This window comes from Streptococcus halitosis (assembly GCF_003143695.2).
Taxonomy (GTDB): Bacteria; Bacillota; Bacilli; order Lactobacillales; family Streptococcaceae; genus Streptococcus; species Streptococcus halitosis.
The window spans coordinates 655,733-672,412 of the sequence record NZ_QEMY02000001.1 but is presented as its reverse complement, the minus strand read 5'-3'; the positions used below and the strand labels follow the sequence as shown (position 1 = coordinate 672,412).

The 16,680-nt window shown below is 41.5% G+C and carries 16 protein-coding genes; all 16 read left to right on the top strand.

Features of this window, described 5'->3' with window-relative positions:
• Position 1 precedes the first annotated feature (1 nt).
• The 16 genes from DB729_RS03330 (at position 2) to DB729_RS03255 (ending at position 16,680) form a co-directional block, all read left to right on the top strand.
• Entirely contained in the window at positions 2-655 is a 654-nt protein-coding gene (locus DB729_RS03330; protein ID WP_000644730.1) for a 3-oxoacid CoA-transferase subunit B, read from the top strand.
• 194 nt (positions 656-849) lie between these two features.
• Positions 850-1,758: a LysR family transcriptional regulator gene (locus DB729_RS03325; protein WP_000351428.1), complete on the top strand. Its 909-nt coding sequence runs from the start codon at positions 850-852 to the stop codon at positions 1,756-1,758.
• Positions 1,759-1,773: 15 nt separating this feature from the next.
• Entirely contained in the window at positions 1,774-2,886 is a 1,113-nt protein-coding gene (locus DB729_RS03320) for an acyl-CoA dehydrogenase family protein (RefSeq protein ID WP_000221883.1), read from the top strand.
• A 3-nt stretch (positions 2,887-2,889) separates the two neighbouring features.
• Entirely contained in the window at positions 2,890-3,807 is a 918-nt protein-coding gene (locus DB729_RS03315) for an MBL fold metallo-hydrolase (RefSeq protein WP_033584696.1), read from the top strand.
• A 64-nt stretch (positions 3,808-3,871) separates the two neighbouring features.
• A complete protein-coding gene (locus tag DB729_RS03310) occupies positions 3,872-4,852 on the top strand; it encodes a nitronate monooxygenase (protein WP_279633968.1) in 981 nt (326 codons plus the stop codon).
• Positions 4,853-5,027: 175 nt separating this feature from the next.
• A complete protein-coding gene (locus DB729_RS03305; RefSeq protein WP_057488953.1) occupies positions 5,028-7,001 on the top strand; it encodes a DHH family phosphoesterase in 1,974 nt (657 codons plus the stop codon).
• Positions 6,998-7,450 (top strand): 50S ribosomal protein L9, encoded by a 453-nt coding sequence (rplI, locus tag DB729_RS03300; protein ID WP_000864201.1) that lies wholly within the window; start codon positions 6,998-7,000, stop codon positions 7,448-7,450. The genes DB729_RS03305 and rplI overlap by 4 nt, the downstream gene beginning before the upstream one ends.
• 43 nt (positions 7,451-7,493) lie before the next feature.
• Positions 7,494-8,846 carry a replicative DNA helicase gene (gene dnaB, locus DB729_RS03295; protein ID WP_000852476.1) on the top strand — a complete coding sequence of 451 codons (1,353 nt, stop codon included), beginning with the start codon at positions 7,494-7,496 and terminating at the stop codon, positions 8,844-8,846.
• Position 8,847: 1 nt separating this feature from the next.
• The gene (locus DB729_RS03290) at positions 8,848-9,123 is read left to right on the top strand and encodes a Veg family protein (protein ID WP_001278166.1); all 276 of its coding nucleotides are present in this window, start codon (positions 8,848-8,850) and stop codon (positions 9,121-9,123) included.
• A 90-nt stretch (positions 9,124-9,213) separates the two neighbouring features.
• Positions 9,214-10,323: an SH3 domain-containing protein gene (locus DB729_RS03285; RefSeq protein WP_096421439.1), complete on the top strand. Its 1,110-nt coding sequence runs from the start codon at positions 9,214-9,216 to the stop codon at positions 10,321-10,323.
• A gap of 84 nt (positions 10,324-10,407) precedes the next feature.
• A complete protein-coding gene (gene polA / locus DB729_RS03280; protein WP_109289540.1) occupies positions 10,408-13,041 on the top strand; it encodes a DNA polymerase I in 2,634 nt (877 codons plus the stop codon).
• Positions 13,042-13,317: 276 nt separating this feature from the next.
• Complete coding sequence (locus DB729_RS03275; protein WP_033584704.1) at positions 13,318-13,608, top strand: thiamine-binding protein; 291 nt, start codon at positions 13,318-13,320, stop codon at positions 13,606-13,608.
• Entirely contained in the window at positions 13,571-14,329 is a 759-nt protein-coding gene (locus DB729_RS03270) for an ABC transporter permease (protein ID WP_081730814.1), read from the top strand. Before DB729_RS03275 ends, DB729_RS03270 begins: the two co-directional genes overlap by 38 nt.
• Before the next feature lie 38 nt (positions 14,330-14,367).
• Positions 14,368-15,375 (top strand): ABC transporter substrate-binding protein, encoded by a 1,008-nt coding sequence (locus DB729_RS03265; protein ID WP_109289541.1) that lies wholly within the window; start codon positions 14,368-14,370, stop codon positions 15,373-15,375.
• Complete coding sequence (locus DB729_RS03260; protein ID WP_033584708.1) at positions 15,375-16,103, top strand: ABC transporter ATP-binding protein; 729 nt, start codon at positions 15,375-15,377, stop codon at positions 16,101-16,103. The genes DB729_RS03265 and DB729_RS03260 overlap by 1 nt, the downstream gene beginning before the upstream one ends.
• A 118-nt stretch (positions 16,104-16,221) precedes the next feature.
• A complete protein-coding gene (locus DB729_RS03255; RefSeq protein ID WP_001211263.1) occupies positions 16,222-16,680 on the top strand; it encodes a CtsR family transcriptional regulator in 459 nt (152 codons plus the stop codon).

The following is a 16,680-nucleotide window of genomic DNA, read 5'->3' as shown; positions in this document are numbered from 1 at the left end:
AATGAAAGCAAAAGAGATTATCGCAAGACGTGTAGCACTTGAATTTAAAGATGGAGATGTGGTCAATCTTGGTTTTGGGATTCCAAATGCCTCTGCTGATTACATTCCTGAAGGTGTAAATGTTATTTTACAGGCAGAAAATGGCGCTCTTCGATTTGGGGAAACACCTACCAAGGACAACTATAATGCCAATTTAGCGAACTCTGGTGGAGCTCCTATTACATTGTTGCCAGGAGCAGCCTTGTTTGATCTACAAACTTCCTTTGCCATTATTCGTGGTGGACACGTGGATGCAACCGTTCTTGGAGCTCTTGAAGTCAGTCAAGATGGAAGCATTGCGAACTGGATTATCCCAGGGAAATTTGCTCCTGGTATGGGTGGCGCAATGGACTTATTGGTAGGAGCTAAGCGCGTAATCGGGGCTATCCAACATACAACTGCTGATGGGGAATCTAAGTTGTTGAAAGAATGTACCTTGCCACTTTCAGCTAAAGGAGTATTGGATCTTGTCATCACAGAATTAGCTGTTTTTGGATTCAAAGATGGTAAATTCCTGTTGAAAGAGCTGGCTCCTGGTGTGACATTAGAAGAAGTTCTTGAAAAAACAGCTGGGGAAGTCATTGTCTCAGAAGACCTAAAAATAATGCCGATTTAAGCAAAAAAAGAGCTATTTTCTACTTAGTGTGTTATGATATAAACTAGATAGTATTGTAAGCGCTTTATATACAACGTTAAAATGAAGTATTCGAAATGTTATTTCGATAAAAAGTCAGTAGACAACTATCAAACACTAGAATAGTTGTCTAATTGACCTACTAAAATAGTGAAGGAAAGCTAGGTGATGGGTAAGTGGATATTATCCAAATGAACTATTTCATCAATATCATAGAATGCGGATGCAACCTTTCCATTGCTGCAAAGAAGATTCACATTAGTCAATCAGCCTTGAGTCAATTTGTGACAAATTTTGAAGCAGCTGAAGGGGTTCAATTATTCAATCGCAAGAATGGAAGATTAGAAAGTTTAACAGAGGCGGGACGCAAAATTTATCGTTATGCGACCGAGATTGTGAATCGACATGAAGAAATGCTTTCCATGATCCATATAGAAGCTCAAAAGCAAAAAGGCACCATTAATTTTGGTATTCCGTCCTTGATTTTACGAGTTTATTTTGCTAGTGCCTTGCCTCATTTTCTGAAAAATAATCCTCATATCCATATCCAGGTTACGGAAGGTGGAGGGAAGGAAATTCGTCAAAAAATGGTTGATGGAGATTTGAATCTCTCTATTCTGATAGAGCCTACGAGCCTGGATGCTAAAAAATATGAACAACATATCATTCAATTGGATGAATACGTTGCTTATATGGATAAGGATCATCCGCTGGCTCAGAAAAGCTTGTTGGAATGGTCTGATATTGCTGGTTATGAATTGGCAACCTTCAACAAAACATTTACGACTTATGATTTAGTGACAGAAAAACTTCGTTCACAACGAATTGAGGCTAAATTTGCTTATCTTTCCTCTACTTGGGACTTCCTAGTTGAATCAACTCATCAGACAGATTTGATTGCCCTTTTGCCAAGGCCGGTTGAATATTTTGTGGATAAGAGTCGTTTTAAGGCGGTTAGATTCAAGGATCCGATTCCATTTAATATTTGGTTTTGTAGACCCTATAAAAACTCCTACAATGAAGTAGAGTCTTATGTGTATGAAGAATTGTTGAAAGATTATTACCAACCGTTTTCTGACAACTAAGATGAGGTGAATGCGATGACCTATAATGACGTGCTGGCACGAGAATTGAAGGCAGATGTGAAAGTGTTGATTCGGGACTATCTTAAGTCTCATGAGGATGAACAACAGTTCCCTAGAGAATTGCTTTATCAGTTTATTGAGCAATTTGATATCTTTTCCTTGCTTTTAGATAGTCAAGATTCTGTTTTGAGAACCGAGTTTTTAACCTTTATTCGCTTGATTTCAAAAGATTTTCCTGCTTTTTCTGCTGTTCTACTAACTCAGGCATGTTATGGTATCTATCCTATTTTACGATATGGGAGTCAGGAACAAAAATCGCGTTATGTAGAACCATTAGTAAGGGGAGAAATCTTAGCTGGCTTGGGATTTTCTGAAGGAAAATTGATGGACAGCTTGGAGGTTATTGCAACAACTGCAAGGAAAACAGAAACAGGTTGGTCTTTAACTGGGAAGAAGTCAATTGTATCAAATTGCCGCTATACAGATATTTTGTTAATCTTAGCCAAGGTTCAGGAAGCTAACGGAGAAGATGGATACGGATTTTTCATTGTTGATACGACTCGACCGGGAGTTGCTTTTGGAGATGATATTGCAAAACCTGGTTTACAGGGTTTGCCTGTGAATTCGGTAACTTTTGATCAGGTCATATTGCCAGAAGATAGTCTGCTAGGATTGACGCTAAATGGGGAAACTCAGTTAAATGATATTATCAAAAAATTACAGCTAGGATTAAGCGCAATCTCTATTGGTATCTCTGAGGGAGCTTTTGAAACAGGTCTGGCTTTTGTAAAGGTCAAAAGAAGATTTGGGAAACCATTAATCGATGCGACAGTCTATCAACATCAATTCGCAGACTTGTATACTAAGCTGTGTGCGGCTGAATCTTACTTTGCTTCCTACAAGGATAGGATGAAGGCGGATTCTCTCTTTGTATCTCAGATAAAACTTTATACGACAAAAGTAGCAATTGAGATTTCTGAGGAAATTATTAGATTAATTGGACCTCTTCAAACCTTGGATGACATCCCCATAGACCGTTATCTAAAGGATGCCAAAACGATTGAAATCTATGGAAAATCTGGGGATTCGATTCGTAAAAGAATAGCAGCCCAATGGATAAAGGAGTAAAGCATGGCAGAACTCACCTTACAGGAATATCAATTTCATGATATGAAACTGACATGGCTACGTGGAGCCGATAAATTGACGGATGCAGGGACTCTTTTTGGTCCGGTTCCGAAAGTTGTGTGGTCTCGTTACTACCCAACAAATGATGCTAATATGATGGCAGAATTGACGGATCCTATTTTGATCCAGTACAAGGGTAAAAATTACTTGATAGATGCAAGTTTTGATACAGCAAAATTATCCGATAAACAAAGGCGCAACTTAGGAATCTTAACTGAAAGTCGGGTAGAAGAAAGTTTATCTCTTTTAGGACTATCGCCTGAAGACATTGACATCGTGCTGATGACACATATGCATCATGATCATTCTGGTGGCTTGACGCGTGTGAATGATCAAGGAGAGTTGGTTTCCAAGTATCCAAACGCTAAGATTATTGTGAATGATGTCGAATGGTATGAGATGAGAAACCCTAATAATCGAACACGAGGAACTTATCTGAGAGAGAATTGGGAACCGATTCAAGATCAGGTGACGACTTTCTCAGAGTATATCAATGTCATTCCAGAAATCCAAATGATTCACACAAGTGGTCACAGCAATGGCCACAGTATTATCTTGCTCAAACAGGGGAAAGATACGATGATCCATATGGGGGACTTGATGTTATCACATGTTCATCGAAATCCTCTCTGGGTTCCAGCAGTTGATGATTATCCTATGAAATCCATTTTAGCCAAAGAGAAATGGTTGCGTCAGGCTTTTGAGAATCATTACAAGTTTTTCTTTTATCATGATCAATTTTTCGCGGTGGTAGAGTTTGACAAGGATGGGAAGGAATTTGTAGATTATGTTCTACGTTCTCGCCCCCCACTTATTCCTTTTACAGATCAGCAGGATCGTAAGCCAGATTTTTTAGGATAACAGAATATGAGGAGACAAATGTAACATTTTCTTGTTGACGGGGATATTGGTGCACTATGCATCCATTTGCCAACAAGAATCAACAGAAAATAAAAGGAGGACTCATATGTCAATTACAAAACTTTTACAGATTCAATATCCAATTTTCCAAGGGGCCATGGCTCAAATCTCCCACTATCAACTAGCAGCAGCTGTTTCTGAGGCTGGAGGATTAGGAATTATTGCGTCAGGTGGTATGACTGGAGAGCAGTTGCGAGAAGAAATTCGTGAATTGAGAAAGTTGACAGATAAGCCTTTTGGTGTCAACATTATGTTGATGATGAAAAACATCAAGGATATTGTGACTGTTATCATCGAAGAAAAGGTTCCGGTGGTAACTACAGGTGCAGGAACACCTAAGCATATCATGCCTTACTTGAAAGAAGCAGGAATCAAGGTTATTCCAGTTATTGCCAGTGTCAAGCATGCTCAAAAAATGGAAGAATTTGGAGTTGATGCTGTAATCGCTGAGGGTTCAGAAGCTGGTGGGCATATCGGAGAGACCAATACAATGGCTCTTATCCCGCAAATCGTTGATGCGGTATCAATTCCGGTCATTGCTGCCGGAGGTGTGGCAGATGGCCGAGGGCTGGCTGCTGCGATTGCCCTAGGTGCACAAGGAGTTCAAATGGGAACAGTTTTTCTTGCTTCAGAAGAATGTCCAATTTCTCCAGCCTATAAAGAAGCTATTTTGGCGGCAAGTGATACAGCGACTGCGGTTACAGGTCGCATTGCGGGAGCGCCAGTTCGTTGTATTCGCAATGAGATGACAGATCACTATATTGAATTAGAGCAGAAAGGTACAAACCGAGAGGAACTGGAAGAAATTACGATCGGTTCCCTATCTAAGGCTGTCTATGAAGGTGATACAGTTCATGGTTCAATGATGAGCGGACAAATTGCAGGTTTGGTGAAAGACATCAAACCATGTAAGTCTATTTTAGAATCAATTGTGAAACAGGCGCAAGAGCGCCTACAAGACATTCGACTAGAATTAGGTGAATAATGTAATCTAGGCGGAAGATTCTGCACTGATGTGGAAAAAGGAGAGCGAGGAATTTGCTCTCCTTTTTTATGTATGGTTTCTTTAAGAGTATCTTACTATAATAAAAGCAGTGCTTTCTCTTTAAAGGTCGCTTTTTAAGGGCATTTGTGATATAATAATGCGCAAGAGGTTTAGAATGAAAAAAAATAATTTAACTCCGAATTCTGCGATTCTACTAGGGATTGCAACTTTCGGAACCTTAACAATGCTGATTATTTTTTCACAAAATAATGTTGTAACAATCAGTGTCTTGTTTTTATTTGTACTTCTTTATCTGCTTTTATTTGTCTGGCAAAAAAAACAGTATGAAAAGAGCGAAATTGAACAAATCCAATACGTAAATCATCAAGCTGAAAATAGCTTGAGTACTTTGCTTGATCAAATGCCGGTGGGAGTCCTGAAATTAGACTTATCTAGTGGCGAAGTGGAATGGTTTAATCCCTATGCTGAGCTGATTTTGACGAATGAAGAAGGGGAAATTGATGTTGAATTAATTCAAACCATCATCAAGGCTTCTGTTGGGAATCCTGGTTCGTATGCTACCTTGGGCGAAACACGGTATGCTGTTCATATGGACAAGGCTTCGGGTGTTTTGTATTTCTTTGATGTTTCTGGGGAGTACGAAGCGACTGTCGAATTGGTAACTAGTCGTCCAGTCATTGGGGTCATCTCAGTGGATAATTACGATGATTTGGAGGATGCGACGTCTGACTCTGATATCAGCCATATCAATAGCTTTGTAGCTAATTTTGTTTCAGAATTTGCTAGTAAGTATGCTATGTTTTCTCGCCGTGTGGGGATGGATCGTTTTTATTTATTCACAGATTACACAGTACTCGAGGAATTGATGAATGATAAATTCTCTGTTATTGATAGTTTCCGAGAAGAATCAAAACAGAGGCAACTGGCCCTAACCTTAAGTATGGGATTTTCTTATGGTGATGGAAATCATGAAGAGATAGGGAAAATTGCCTTGCTCAACTTGAACTTAGCAGAAGTTCGCGGTGGTGACCAGGTGGTGGTCAAGGAAAATAACGAAACCAAGAATCCTGTCTACTTTGGTGGAGGAACTGCTGCATCTATCAAACGTACTCGTACACGTACCAGAGCCATGATGACAGCCATTTCTGATAAGATTCGAAGTGTTGACCAAGTTTTTGTAGTCGGTCATAAAAATCTAGATATGGATGCTTTGGGCTCTGCTGTTGGTATGCAGTTGTTTGCAAGTAATATTATTGAGAACAGTTATGCTGTCTACGATGCAGACCATATGCCAGCAGATATCGAACGTGCTATTCAGTTCTTGAAGAAGGAAGATGTCACGAAACTTTTATCTCTTACAGATGCGATGAAGCTAGTTACAAACCGTTCATTATTGATTCTGGTGGATCATTCCAAGACGGCTTTAACCTTGTCAAAAGATTTTTATGATTTGTTCACTCAAACTATTGTTATTGACCATCATAGACGTGATCAGGATTTCCCTGAGAATGCGGTCATCACCTATATTGAAAGTGGGGCAAGTAGTGCCAGTGAGCTGGTCACAGAATTGATTCAGTTCCAAAATTCTAAGAAAAATCGTTTGAGTCGTATGCAGGCCAGTGTTTTGATGGCTGGTATGATGCTGGATACCAAGAATTTCACATCTCGCGTGACGAGCCGAACCTTTGATGTGGCTAGCTACCTGAGAACACGGGGAAGTGACAGTATTGCTATTCAGGAGATTGCTGCGACAGATTTTGAAGAGTATCGTGAGGTAAATGAACTCATTTTACAAGGTCGTAAGTTAGGTTCAGATATCTTGATTGCCCAAGCTAAGGACCCAACCACTTATGACACCGTTGTTATTAGTAAGGCTGCTGATGCTATGTTAGCTATGTCCGGCATTGAGGCTAGTTTCGTTCTGGCAAAAAATACACAAGGATTTATCTCTATCTCGGCTCGAAGTCGTAGTAAAATCAATGTGCAACGCATTATGGAAGAGCTGGGTGGTGGAGGTCACTTTAATCTAGCAGCTGCGCAAATCGAGGATATGAGTTTGTCGGAAGCGGGAGAAAAATTGACTCAACTAATCTTGGAAGAACTAAAGGAAAAGGAGAAAGAAGAATGAAAGTAATCTTTTTAGCAGATGTTAAAGGAAAAGGGAAGAAAGGCGAAATTAAGGAAATGCCAACTGGCTACGCTCAAAACTTCCTGATTAAAAAGAATTTGGCCAAGGAAGCAACTGCTCAAGCAGTGGGTGAGTTGCGTGGAAAACAAAAATCAGAAGAAAAGGCTCATGCTGAAATGATTGCTGAAGCAAAAGCCATCAAGGCTAAGCTTGAGGCAGAAGAAACAGTTGTAGAGTTTGTTGAAAAGGTTGGACCAGATGGCCGTACATTTGGTTCCATCACTAACAAGAAAATTGCAGAAGAATTGCAAAAGCAGTTTGGTATTAAGATTGACAAACGCAATATTCAAGTGCAAGCACCAATTCGAGCAGTAGGTTTGATTGATGTACCAGTGAAGATCTATCAAGATGTTACAAGTGTCATCAATCTTCGTGTAAAAGAAGGCTAAGTTTACAACTTCTTGACAAGATTGTAAAAGGAAGGAAAGTCGGATGGCAGAAGTAGAGGAACTGCGAGTTCAACCTCAGGATATTTTAGCAGAACAATCTGTTTTGGGGGCTATTTTTATAGATGAGAGTAAGCTCGTTTTTGTCCGAGAATACATTGATTCTCGTGACTTCTTTAAGTATGCTCATCGATTGATTTTCCAAGCGATGGTAGATTTGTCGGATCGTGGGGAAGCAATTGATGCGACTACAGTTCGGACGATTTTGGATAGTCAAGGGGATCTCCAAAATATTGGCGGCCTGTCCTATCTTGTCGAAATTGTCAACTCTGTACCAACCTCAGCTAATGCGGAATATTATGCTAAAATCGTAGCCGAAAAGGCTATGCTACGTCGCTTGATTTCCAAGTTGACAGAGTCTGTCAACCAAGCCTATGAAGCTTCTAAGCCTGCAGATGAAATCATCGCTCAGGCTGAAAAGGGGCTTATTGATGTTAGCGAAAACGCCAATCGTAGTGGGTTCAAGAACATCCGAGATATTCTAAATATCAACTTTGGGAACCTAGAAGTTCGGTCACAACAAACAACGGATATCACTGGTATTGCAACGGGTTACCGTGATTTGGACCATATGACGACAGGTCTCCATGAGGAGGAACTAATTATCCTAGCGGCGCGACCAGCAGTTGGTAAGACGGCCTTTGCCTTGAACATTGCTCAGAACATTGGGACTAAGTTGGACAAGACGGTTGCCATCTTTTCACTGGAAATGGGTGCGGAAAGTCTAGTAGACCGTATGTTGGCGGCCGAAGGCTTGGTGGAGTCTCATTCTATCCGTACGGGTCAATTGACTGATGAGGAGTGGCAAAAGTATACCATTGCTCAAGGGAACCTAGCCAACGCGAGTATCTATATCGATGATACGCCGGGGATTCGGATCACGGAAATTCGTTCGCGGTCACGCAAACTGGCTCAAGAAACGGGCAATCTAGGATTGATTTTGATAGACTACCTACAGCTTATTACAGGGACTGGTCGTGAGAACCGCCAACAAGAAGTTTCTGAAATTTCTCGTCAGTTAAAAATTCTAGCCAAGGAATTGAAAGTTCCAGTCATTGCTCTTAGTCAGTTATCTCGTGGAGTGGAACAGCGTCAGGATAAGAGACCAGTCTTGTCTGATATTCGTGAATCGGGTTCTATCGAGCAGGATGCGGATATCGTAGCTTTTCTATACCGTGACGACTACTACGATCGTGCGGGTGAAGAAGAGGAAGGAATTCCAAATAATAAGGTTGAGGTTATCATCGAGAAAAACCGTAGTGGAGCTCGCGGAACGGTGGAATTGATTTTCCAAAAAGAATACAATAAATTTTCAAGTATTTCAAAGAGGGAGGCATAAGATGTCAGATGCATTTACAGATGTAGCCAAGATGAAAAAAATCAAAGAAGAAATCAAGGCACATGAGGGACAAGTCGTTGAAATGACTTTGGAAAATGGCCGTAAGCGCCAAAAAAATAGATTGGGTAAGCTAATTGAGGTTTATCCATCTCTATTTATCGTTGAATTTGGGGATGTTGAGGGAGATAAACAAGCTAATGTCTATGTTGAATCCTTCACCTACTCAGATATCTTGACAGAAAAGAACTTGATTCGCTATCTAGACCAAGAATCCTAAAATGAAGTGAGCTTTGCTCACTTTTTTCTTTTTCTCCCGAATAGTATAAACGAGGGTAACCTCGGAAATATATATTATTAAGGAGAATGAATGACGTTTTTTAAATCAGGAGTTAAGAAGAGTAGATGTACTCAGTTGAGTGTAGGGCTGGCTACTTTGTTTGTTACAAGTACCTTTTTGTTTGGTGGAGAATCGGTTCAAGCTGATAGTGTAGCGCGTGGAGATGACTATCCGCTTCACTACAAAAATGGTAGTGTTGAAATCGATCAGTGGCGGATGTATTCTCGCCAGTGTACCTCTTTTGCGGCCTTTCGTTTGAGTAGTGTAAATGGCTTTGAGATTCCTCCTGCTTACGGAAATGCGAATGAATGGGGACATCGTGCAAGGCGAGAAGGCTACCGTGTGGATACTAAGCCAGAAGTTGGAGCTATTGCTTGGTCGACAGAAGGTTATTATGGGCACGTGGCCTGGGTATCAAATGTATCAGGGGATACGATTGAAATCGAAGAGTATAACTATGGGGTTCGAGAAAAGTATAACCGTCGAAAAGTCAAGGCTAGTTCGATGACAGGTTTTATTCATTTCAGGGATTTATCCGCTACCCATAGTGTGAGTGAGGGTTCTCGTAACTCAGAGCTTCCGTCCAGCGGGACAATAGTATTCACGGGGAAATCGCCGATTATGGACCAACCGTCAAGTACAGGACAGGTTATTGATTACTATTATGCTGGTGAGAGTGTGAGTTATGATCAAGTTCTTGAAAAGGATGGTTATAAGTGGCTCGGCTATCTATCCTACAGTGGTGCTAGAAGATATGTGCAGTATGCAGAGTTAAGCAATACAGAGAAAGGCTGGAAAAAAGAAGGAGGGAGTTGGTATTACCGAGAGAATGGTAAGCTAGTGATAGGTTGGAAAAAAGTTAACGACAATTGGTATCATTTAAAAGAAAATGGGGCCATGTCAACTGGCTGGATTAAGGATGGCTCTCACTGGTATTATCTAAAGGCTTCAGGTGAGATGCAGACGGGATGGCTCAAGGAAAATGGAACATGGTATTATTTGGAGAGTTCAGGGGCTATGAAGTCTAGCCAGTGGTTCCAAGTAGGAGGAAAGTATTACTACGTTAATGCTTCAGGGGCTTTAGCAGTGAATACCACTGTGGATGGCTATCAAGTAGATAGTAACGGAGCTAGAATCTAGAAAGAATATAAAAAAGAGGACTTCATTACCATTTGCCTATTCTTTCCGATGGTATTTTTCCCCTCTTTCCTTTATAATGGGTGTATGGACAAGAAAAAATTATTATTAATTGATGGATCTTCTGTTGCTTTTCGAGCTTTTTTTGCGCTCTATCAGCAGTTGGATCGGTTTAAAAATGCTAATGGCCTTCATACCAATGCAATCTATGGCTTTCAACTCATGTTGAATCATGTCTTGGAGCGGGTTGAGCCCAGTCATGTTTTGGTAGCCTTTGATGCAGGTAAGACGACTTTCCGAACAGAGATGTATGCGGACTACAAGGGGGGGCGTGCTAAAACTCCAGATGAGTTTCGTGAGCAATTTCCCTTCATTCGTGAGTTGTTAGACCACCTTGGGATTCGCCATTATGAGTTGGCCCAGTATGAAGCCGATGATATCATCGGGACTCTAGGCCGTTTGGCTGAGAAGGATTCTTTTGATGTGACAATTGTTAGCGGAGATAAGGATTTGATCCAGTTGACGGATGAGCATACGGTGGTCGAGATTTCCAAGAAAGGTGTGGCTGAGTTTGAGGCCTTTACACCAGACTATCTCATGGAAAAAATGGGCCTCACACCAGCTCAGTTTATTGATCTTAAGGCCCTTATGGGGGATAAGTCTGATAATATCCCTGGTGTCACTAAAATTGGTGAAAAGACGGGTATCAAGCTCTTGCTAGAGCACGGTTCGCTTGAGGGTATTTATGAAAATATCGATGGGATGAAGGCTTCTAAGATGAAGGAAAATCTCATCAATGACAAGGAACAGGCCTTTTTATCGAAAACACTAGCGACCATTGAGACTCAGGCACCGATTGAGATTGGACTAGATGATTTGGTCTATAATGGCCCAGATGTGGAAAATCTTGGGAAATTCTACGATGAGATGGGCTTCAAACAGCTCAAGCAAGCTCTAAATGTGTCATCAACGGATGCGCCTGAAAGCTTGGATTTCGCCATCGTTGACCACGTTAGTCAAGACATGCTGAGCGCAGACTCTATCTTCCACTTTGAACTCTTTGGTGAGAATTACCATACAGATGACTTGGTTGGTTTTGCCTGGTCCTGTGGGGATAAACTTTACGCTACAGACAAACTTGAGCTCTTGCAGGAGCCGATTCTCAAGGATTTTCTAGAAAAAACACCTCTGAAAGTGTATGATTTTAAGAAAGCTAAGGTTCTTTTAAATCGCTTTGGTTTGAATTTACAGGCTCCTGCTTTTGACAGCCGTTTGGCCAAATACCTCCTCTCTACTGTCGAGAATAATGAAATTTCAACCATTGCGAATCTCTATGGCCAGACTTATTTGGTCGATGATGAGACTTTCTATGGTAAGGGGGTCAAGAGGGCAATTCCTGAACGTGAGAAATTCTTGGAGCACTTGGCTCGCAAGATTGCTGTATTGGTTGAGACTGAGCCGGTTTTACTTGAAAAACTCAGTGAACATGTACAGTTAGATCTCCTCTATGACATGGAGCAACCTCTGGCTTTTGTCCTTGCTAAGATGGAAATTGCTGGTATCAAGGTCAAAAAAGAAACTCTGCTTGAGATGCAGGCTGAAAATGAGCTTGTTATTGAAAAACTGACTCAAGAGATTTACGAGTTGGCTGGTGAGGAGTTTAATATCAACTCCCCTAAGCAGTTGGGCGCGCTTCTCTTTGAAAAACTCGGTCTTCCTCTAGAATACACTAAGAAAACCAAAACGGGTTACTCGACAGCCGTGGATGTGCTAGAGCGACTAGCTCCTATTGCTCCGATTGTTAAAAAAATCCTCGACTACCGTCAGATTGCTAAGATCCAGTCTACCTATGTGATTGGTTTGCAAGACTGGATCTTGGATGATGGCAAGATTCATACGCGCTATGTACAGGACTTGACTCAGACAGGTCGTCTGTCTAGTGTGGATCCAAACTTGCAAAATATTCCTGTACGTTTGGAACAAGGTCGTTTGATTCGTAAGGCTTTCGTACCTGAATGGGAGGATAGTGTTCTTCTTAGCTCGGATTATTCACAGATTGAATTGCGCGTTTTGGCTCATATTTCTAAGGATGAGCATCTGATTAAGGCCTTTCAAGAGGGAGCAGATATCCATACTTCGACGGCCATGCGGGTCTTTGGAATTGAACGCCCTGAGGATGTGACTCCAAACGACCGTCGTAATGCCAAGGCGGTTAACTTTGGAGTGGTTTACGGGATTTCAGACTTTGGCTTGTCTAATAATCTGGGCATCAGCCGTAAGGAAGCAAAAGCCTACATTGATACTTACTTTGAACGCTTCCCAGGTATTAAAAACTATATGGATGAGGTGGTGCGTGAGGCGCGTGATAAGGGCTATGTAGAAACTCTCTTCAAGCGTCGTCGTGAGTTGCCTGATATTAATTCGCGCAACTTCAACATTCGTGGTTTTGCAGAGCGGACGGCCATCAACTCTCCTATTCAGGGTTCGGCAGCAGATATTCTCAAGATTGCTATGATCCAGCTAGACAAAGCTCTAGTTGAAGGTGGCTATCAGACTAAGATGCTGTTGCAAGTGCATGATGAAATCGTCCTCGAGGTTCCAAAATCAGAACTAGTAGCCGTCAAAGCTCTAGTGAAACAAACCATGGAAGAAGCCATCCAGCTTAGTGTTCCCCTCATTGCAGATGAAAACGAAGGAGCAACTTGGTACGAGGCTAAATAAGAGAGTTATGATAGAGTTTGAAGCATTTGCCTTCAAACTCTTTTTCAAGATTTTCTGTAAGCAGTTTCCTTGACTTTTCCTTGTATTTGCGTTACTATATGTCCATATAAGATATGGGAGTCTGTGTACAGTCTGAGAGGAAGTGTTAAACTTCGACCGCACCTGATCTGGGTAATGCCAGCGTAGGGAACGATACTTAGCCAAATTCTGCACCTTTTCCATATATGGAAGGGGTTTTCTTTTTGTCAAAAGGAAACCTGAGAAAAGGAGGTTTTTATGAAAGCAAGCATTGCCTTGCAAGTCTTGCCCCTATCGCAGGGGGTTGATCGAATTGCTATTATCGATCAGGTGATTGCTTATCTGCAAGCTCAGTCCGTGACCATGGTAGTGACATCATTTGAAACGGTATTGGAAGGGGAGTTTGATGAGCTCATGCGCATTCTCAAAGAAGCGCTTGAAGTGGTAGAGCAGGAGGCAGATAATGTCTTTGCCAATGTCAAAATAAATGTAGGAGAGATTTTAAGCATCGATGAGAAACTTGAAAAGTATGATGAGACGACACATTAGTCTTTTGGGCTTTATAGGAGTCTTGTCGGTCTGGCAGTTAGCGGGAATATTCAAACTTTTACCCAAGTTTATCCTACCAACTCCCTTTGAAATTCTCCAGGCCTTTGTTCGTGACAGAGAATTTCTCTGGCACCATAGCTGGGCGACCTTGAGAGTAGCTTTACTCGGACTAGTCTTAGGAGTCTTGATTGCCTGTCTCATGGCGGTGCTTATGGACAGTCTGGCTTGGCTCAATGACCTTATCTACCCTATGATGGTGGTTGTTCAGACCATTCCTACCATTGCCATAGCCCCTATTCTGGTCTTGTGGCTAGGTTATGGGATTTTGCCCAAGATTGTCTTGATTATCTTGACAACAACTTTCCCTATCATCGTCAGTATTTTAGATGGATTTAGGCATTGTGACAAGGATATGCTGACCTTGTTTAGTCTGATGCGGGCCAAGCCTTGGCAAATCCTTTGGCATTTTAAAATACCGGTCAGCCTGCCCTACTTTTATGCAGGTCTGAGGGTCAGTGTCTCCTACGCCTTTATCACAACAGTGGTATCTGAGTGGTTGGGAGGCTTTGAAGGACTAGGTGTTTACATGATTCAGTCCAAGAAACTGTTTCAGTATGATACCATGTTTGCCATTATTATTCTGGTGTCGATTATTAGCCTTCTGGGTATGAAGTTGGTCGATGTCAGCGAAAAATATGTGATTAAATGGAAACGTTCATAGGACAAGAACGTTTGAGAAAAAGAAAAGAGGAAATCAAAATGAAAAAAACATGGAAAGTGTTTTTAACGCTTGTAACGGCTTTTGTAGCTGTCGTACTTGTGGCTTGTGGCCAAGAAACTGCTTCTAAGGATAACAAAGAAGCAGAACTCAAAAAGATTGACTTTATCCTAGATTGGACGCCAAATACCAACCACACAGGGCTGTATGTTGCCAAGGAAAAAGGTTATTTCAAAGAAGCTGGAGTGGATGTTGATTTGAAATTGCCACCTGAAGAAAGTTCTTCTGACTTGGTGATCAATGGTAAGGCACCATTTGCAGTGTATTTCCAAGACTACATGGCTAAAAAATTGGAAAAAGGGGCAGGAATTACTGCCGTTGCCGCTATCGTTGAGCACAATACATCAGGAATCATCTCTCGTAAATCTGACAATGTAAGCAGTCCGAAGGATTTGGTTGGTAAGAAATACGGAACTTGGAATGACCCAACGGAGCTTGCAATGTTGAAGACTTTAGTAGAATCACAAGGTGGAGACTTTGAGAAGGTCGAAAAAGTACCAAACAACGACTCAAACTCAATCACACCAATTGCTAATGGCGTCTTTGACACTGCTTGGATCTACTACGGTTGGGATGGTATTCTTGCCAAATCTCAAGGCGTAGACGCTAACTTCATGTATTTGAAAGACTATGTAAAAGAGTTTGACTACTACTCACCAGTAATCATCGCTAACAACGACTATCTCAAAGACAACAAAGAAGAAGCTCGCAAAGTTATCCAAGCTATCAAAAAAGGCTACCAATATGCCATGGAACATCCAGAGGAAGCTGCAGATATCCTCATTAAGAACGCACCTGAACTCAAGGAAAAACGTGACTTTGTTATCGAATCTCAAAAATACTTGTCAAAAGAATACGCAAGCGACAAGGAAAAATGGGGACAATTTGACGCAGAACGCTGGAATGCCTTCTACAAATGGGACAAAGAAAATGGTATCCTTAAAGAAGACTTGACAGACAAAGGCTTCACTAATGAATTTGTAAAATAATGACAGAAATTAGACTAGAACACGTGAGCTATGCCTATGGCGATGAAAAGATTTTAGAGGACATCAACCTGCAGGTGAAGTCAGGTGAAGTAGTTTCTATCCTGGGACCTAGTGGTGTTGGAAAGACCACCCTCTTTAACCTAATCGCTGGGATTTTAGAAGTCCAGTCTGGGCGAATTGTCCTTGATGGCGAGGAGAATCCTAAGGGGCGCGTGAGTTATATGTTACAAAAGGATCTCCTCTTGGAGCACAAGACGGTGCTTGGCAATATCATCCTGCCGCTCTTGATTCAAAAGGTGGATAAGGCAGAGGCTATTGCCCGAGCGGATGACATCCTTGCGATCTTCCAGTTGACAGCTGTACGGGACAAGTATCCTCACGAACTCAGCGGAGGGATGCGCCAGCGTGTAGCCTTGCTTCGGACCTATCTTTTTGGACACAAACTCTTTCTTTTGGATGAGGCCTTTAGCGCTTTGGACGAGATGACCAAGATGGAACTCCATACTTGGTATCTGGAGATTCACAAACAGCTACAGCTGACGACTTTGATTATCACACATAGTATCGAAGAGGCCCTCAATCTCAGCGACCGCATCTACATCCTAAAAAATCGTCCTGGGCAAATTGTTTCAGAAATTAAACTAGATTGGTCTGAAGACGAGGACAAGGAAGTCCAAAAAATTGCCTACAAACGACAAATATTAGCAGAATTGGGCTTAGATAAGTAGAAAAATAGGGAGTTGGTGAAGATTATCCTTCACCAGCGCCCTTTTTCTTTTAAAAATGAAAAAATTTCGGTATAATAGTCAAAGATAGTCAAGGTTCAAAGAAGGAGTTTGATTTACTATGAGATTTAAAAATACATCAGATCATATCGAAGCCTATATCAAGGCGATTTTAGACCAGTCTGGTATCGTGGAATTGCAACGGAGCCAGTTGGCAGATACCTTTCAGGTTGTACCGAGTCAGATTAACTATGTAATTAAGACCCGCTTTACGGAAAGTAGAGGTTACTTAGTTGAGAGCAAGCGTGGTGGTGGAGGCTACATTCGCATAGGGCGGATTGAGTTTTCCAGTCATCATGAGATGCTCCGCGATTTGCTTTACTCGATTGGTGAGCGAGTTAGTCAGGAGATCTATGAGGATATTCTCCAGCTTTTGGTGGAGCAGGACTTAATGACCAAGCAGGAGATGACCTTGCTAACTTCAGTAGCAACGGATCGTGTCCTAGGGGAAGAATCCTCAGTTGTTCGTGCCAATATGCTCCGACAGCTATTGCAAGAGGTAGATAGAAAAGAGAAGTAA

What these genes read in the sequence shown, in the direction of transcription:
- DB729_RS03330 (WP_000644730.1), top strand. Translation starts at nt 2, where the DNA reads ATGAAAGCAAAAGAGATTATCGCAAGACGTGTAGCACTTGAATTTAAA.
- DB729_RS03320 (WP_000221883.1), top strand. Translation starts at nt 1,774, where the DNA reads ATGACCTATAATGACGTGCTGGCACGAGAATTGAAGGCAGATGTGAAA.
- DB729_RS03315 (WP_033584696.1), top strand. Translation starts at nt 2,890, where the DNA reads ATGGCAGAACTCACCTTACAGGAATATCAATTTCATGATATGAAACTG.
- DB729_RS03305 (WP_057488953.1), top strand. Translation starts at nt 5,028, where the DNA reads ATGAAAAAAAATAATTTAACTCCGAATTCTGCGATTCTACTAGGGATT.
- rplI (WP_000864201.1), top strand. Translation starts at nt 6,998, where the DNA reads ATGAAAGTAATCTTTTTAGCAGATGTTAAAGGAAAAGGGAAGAAAGGC.
- dnaB (WP_000852476.1), top strand. Translation starts at nt 7,494, where the DNA reads ATGGCAGAAGTAGAGGAACTGCGAGTTCAACCTCAGGATATTTTAGCA.
- DB729_RS03290 (WP_001278166.1), top strand. Translation starts at nt 8,848, where the DNA reads ATGTCAGATGCATTTACAGATGTAGCCAAGATGAAAAAAATCAAAGAA.
- DB729_RS03285 (WP_096421439.1), top strand. Translation starts at nt 9,214, where the DNA reads ATGACGTTTTTTAAATCAGGAGTTAAGAAGAGTAGATGTACTCAGTTG.
- polA (WP_109289540.1), top strand. Translation starts at nt 10,408, where the DNA reads ATGGACAAGAAAAAATTATTATTAATTGATGGATCTTCTGTTGCTTTT.
- DB729_RS03275 (WP_033584704.1), top strand. Translation starts at nt 13,318, where the DNA reads ATGAAAGCAAGCATTGCCTTGCAAGTCTTGCCCCTATCGCAGGGGGTT.
- DB729_RS03270 (WP_081730814.1), top strand. Translation starts at nt 13,571, where the DNA reads ATGAGAAACTTGAAAAGTATGATGAGACGACACATTAGTCTTTTGGGC.
- DB729_RS03265 (WP_109289541.1), top strand. Translation starts at nt 14,368, where the DNA reads ATGAAAAAAACATGGAAAGTGTTTTTAACGCTTGTAACGGCTTTTGTA.
- DB729_RS03260 (WP_033584708.1), top strand. Translation starts at nt 15,375, where the DNA reads ATGACAGAAATTAGACTAGAACACGTGAGCTATGCCTATGGCGATGAA.
- DB729_RS03255 (WP_001211263.1), top strand. Translation starts at nt 16,222, where the DNA reads ATGAGATTTAAAAATACATCAGATCATATCGAAGCCTATATCAAGGCG.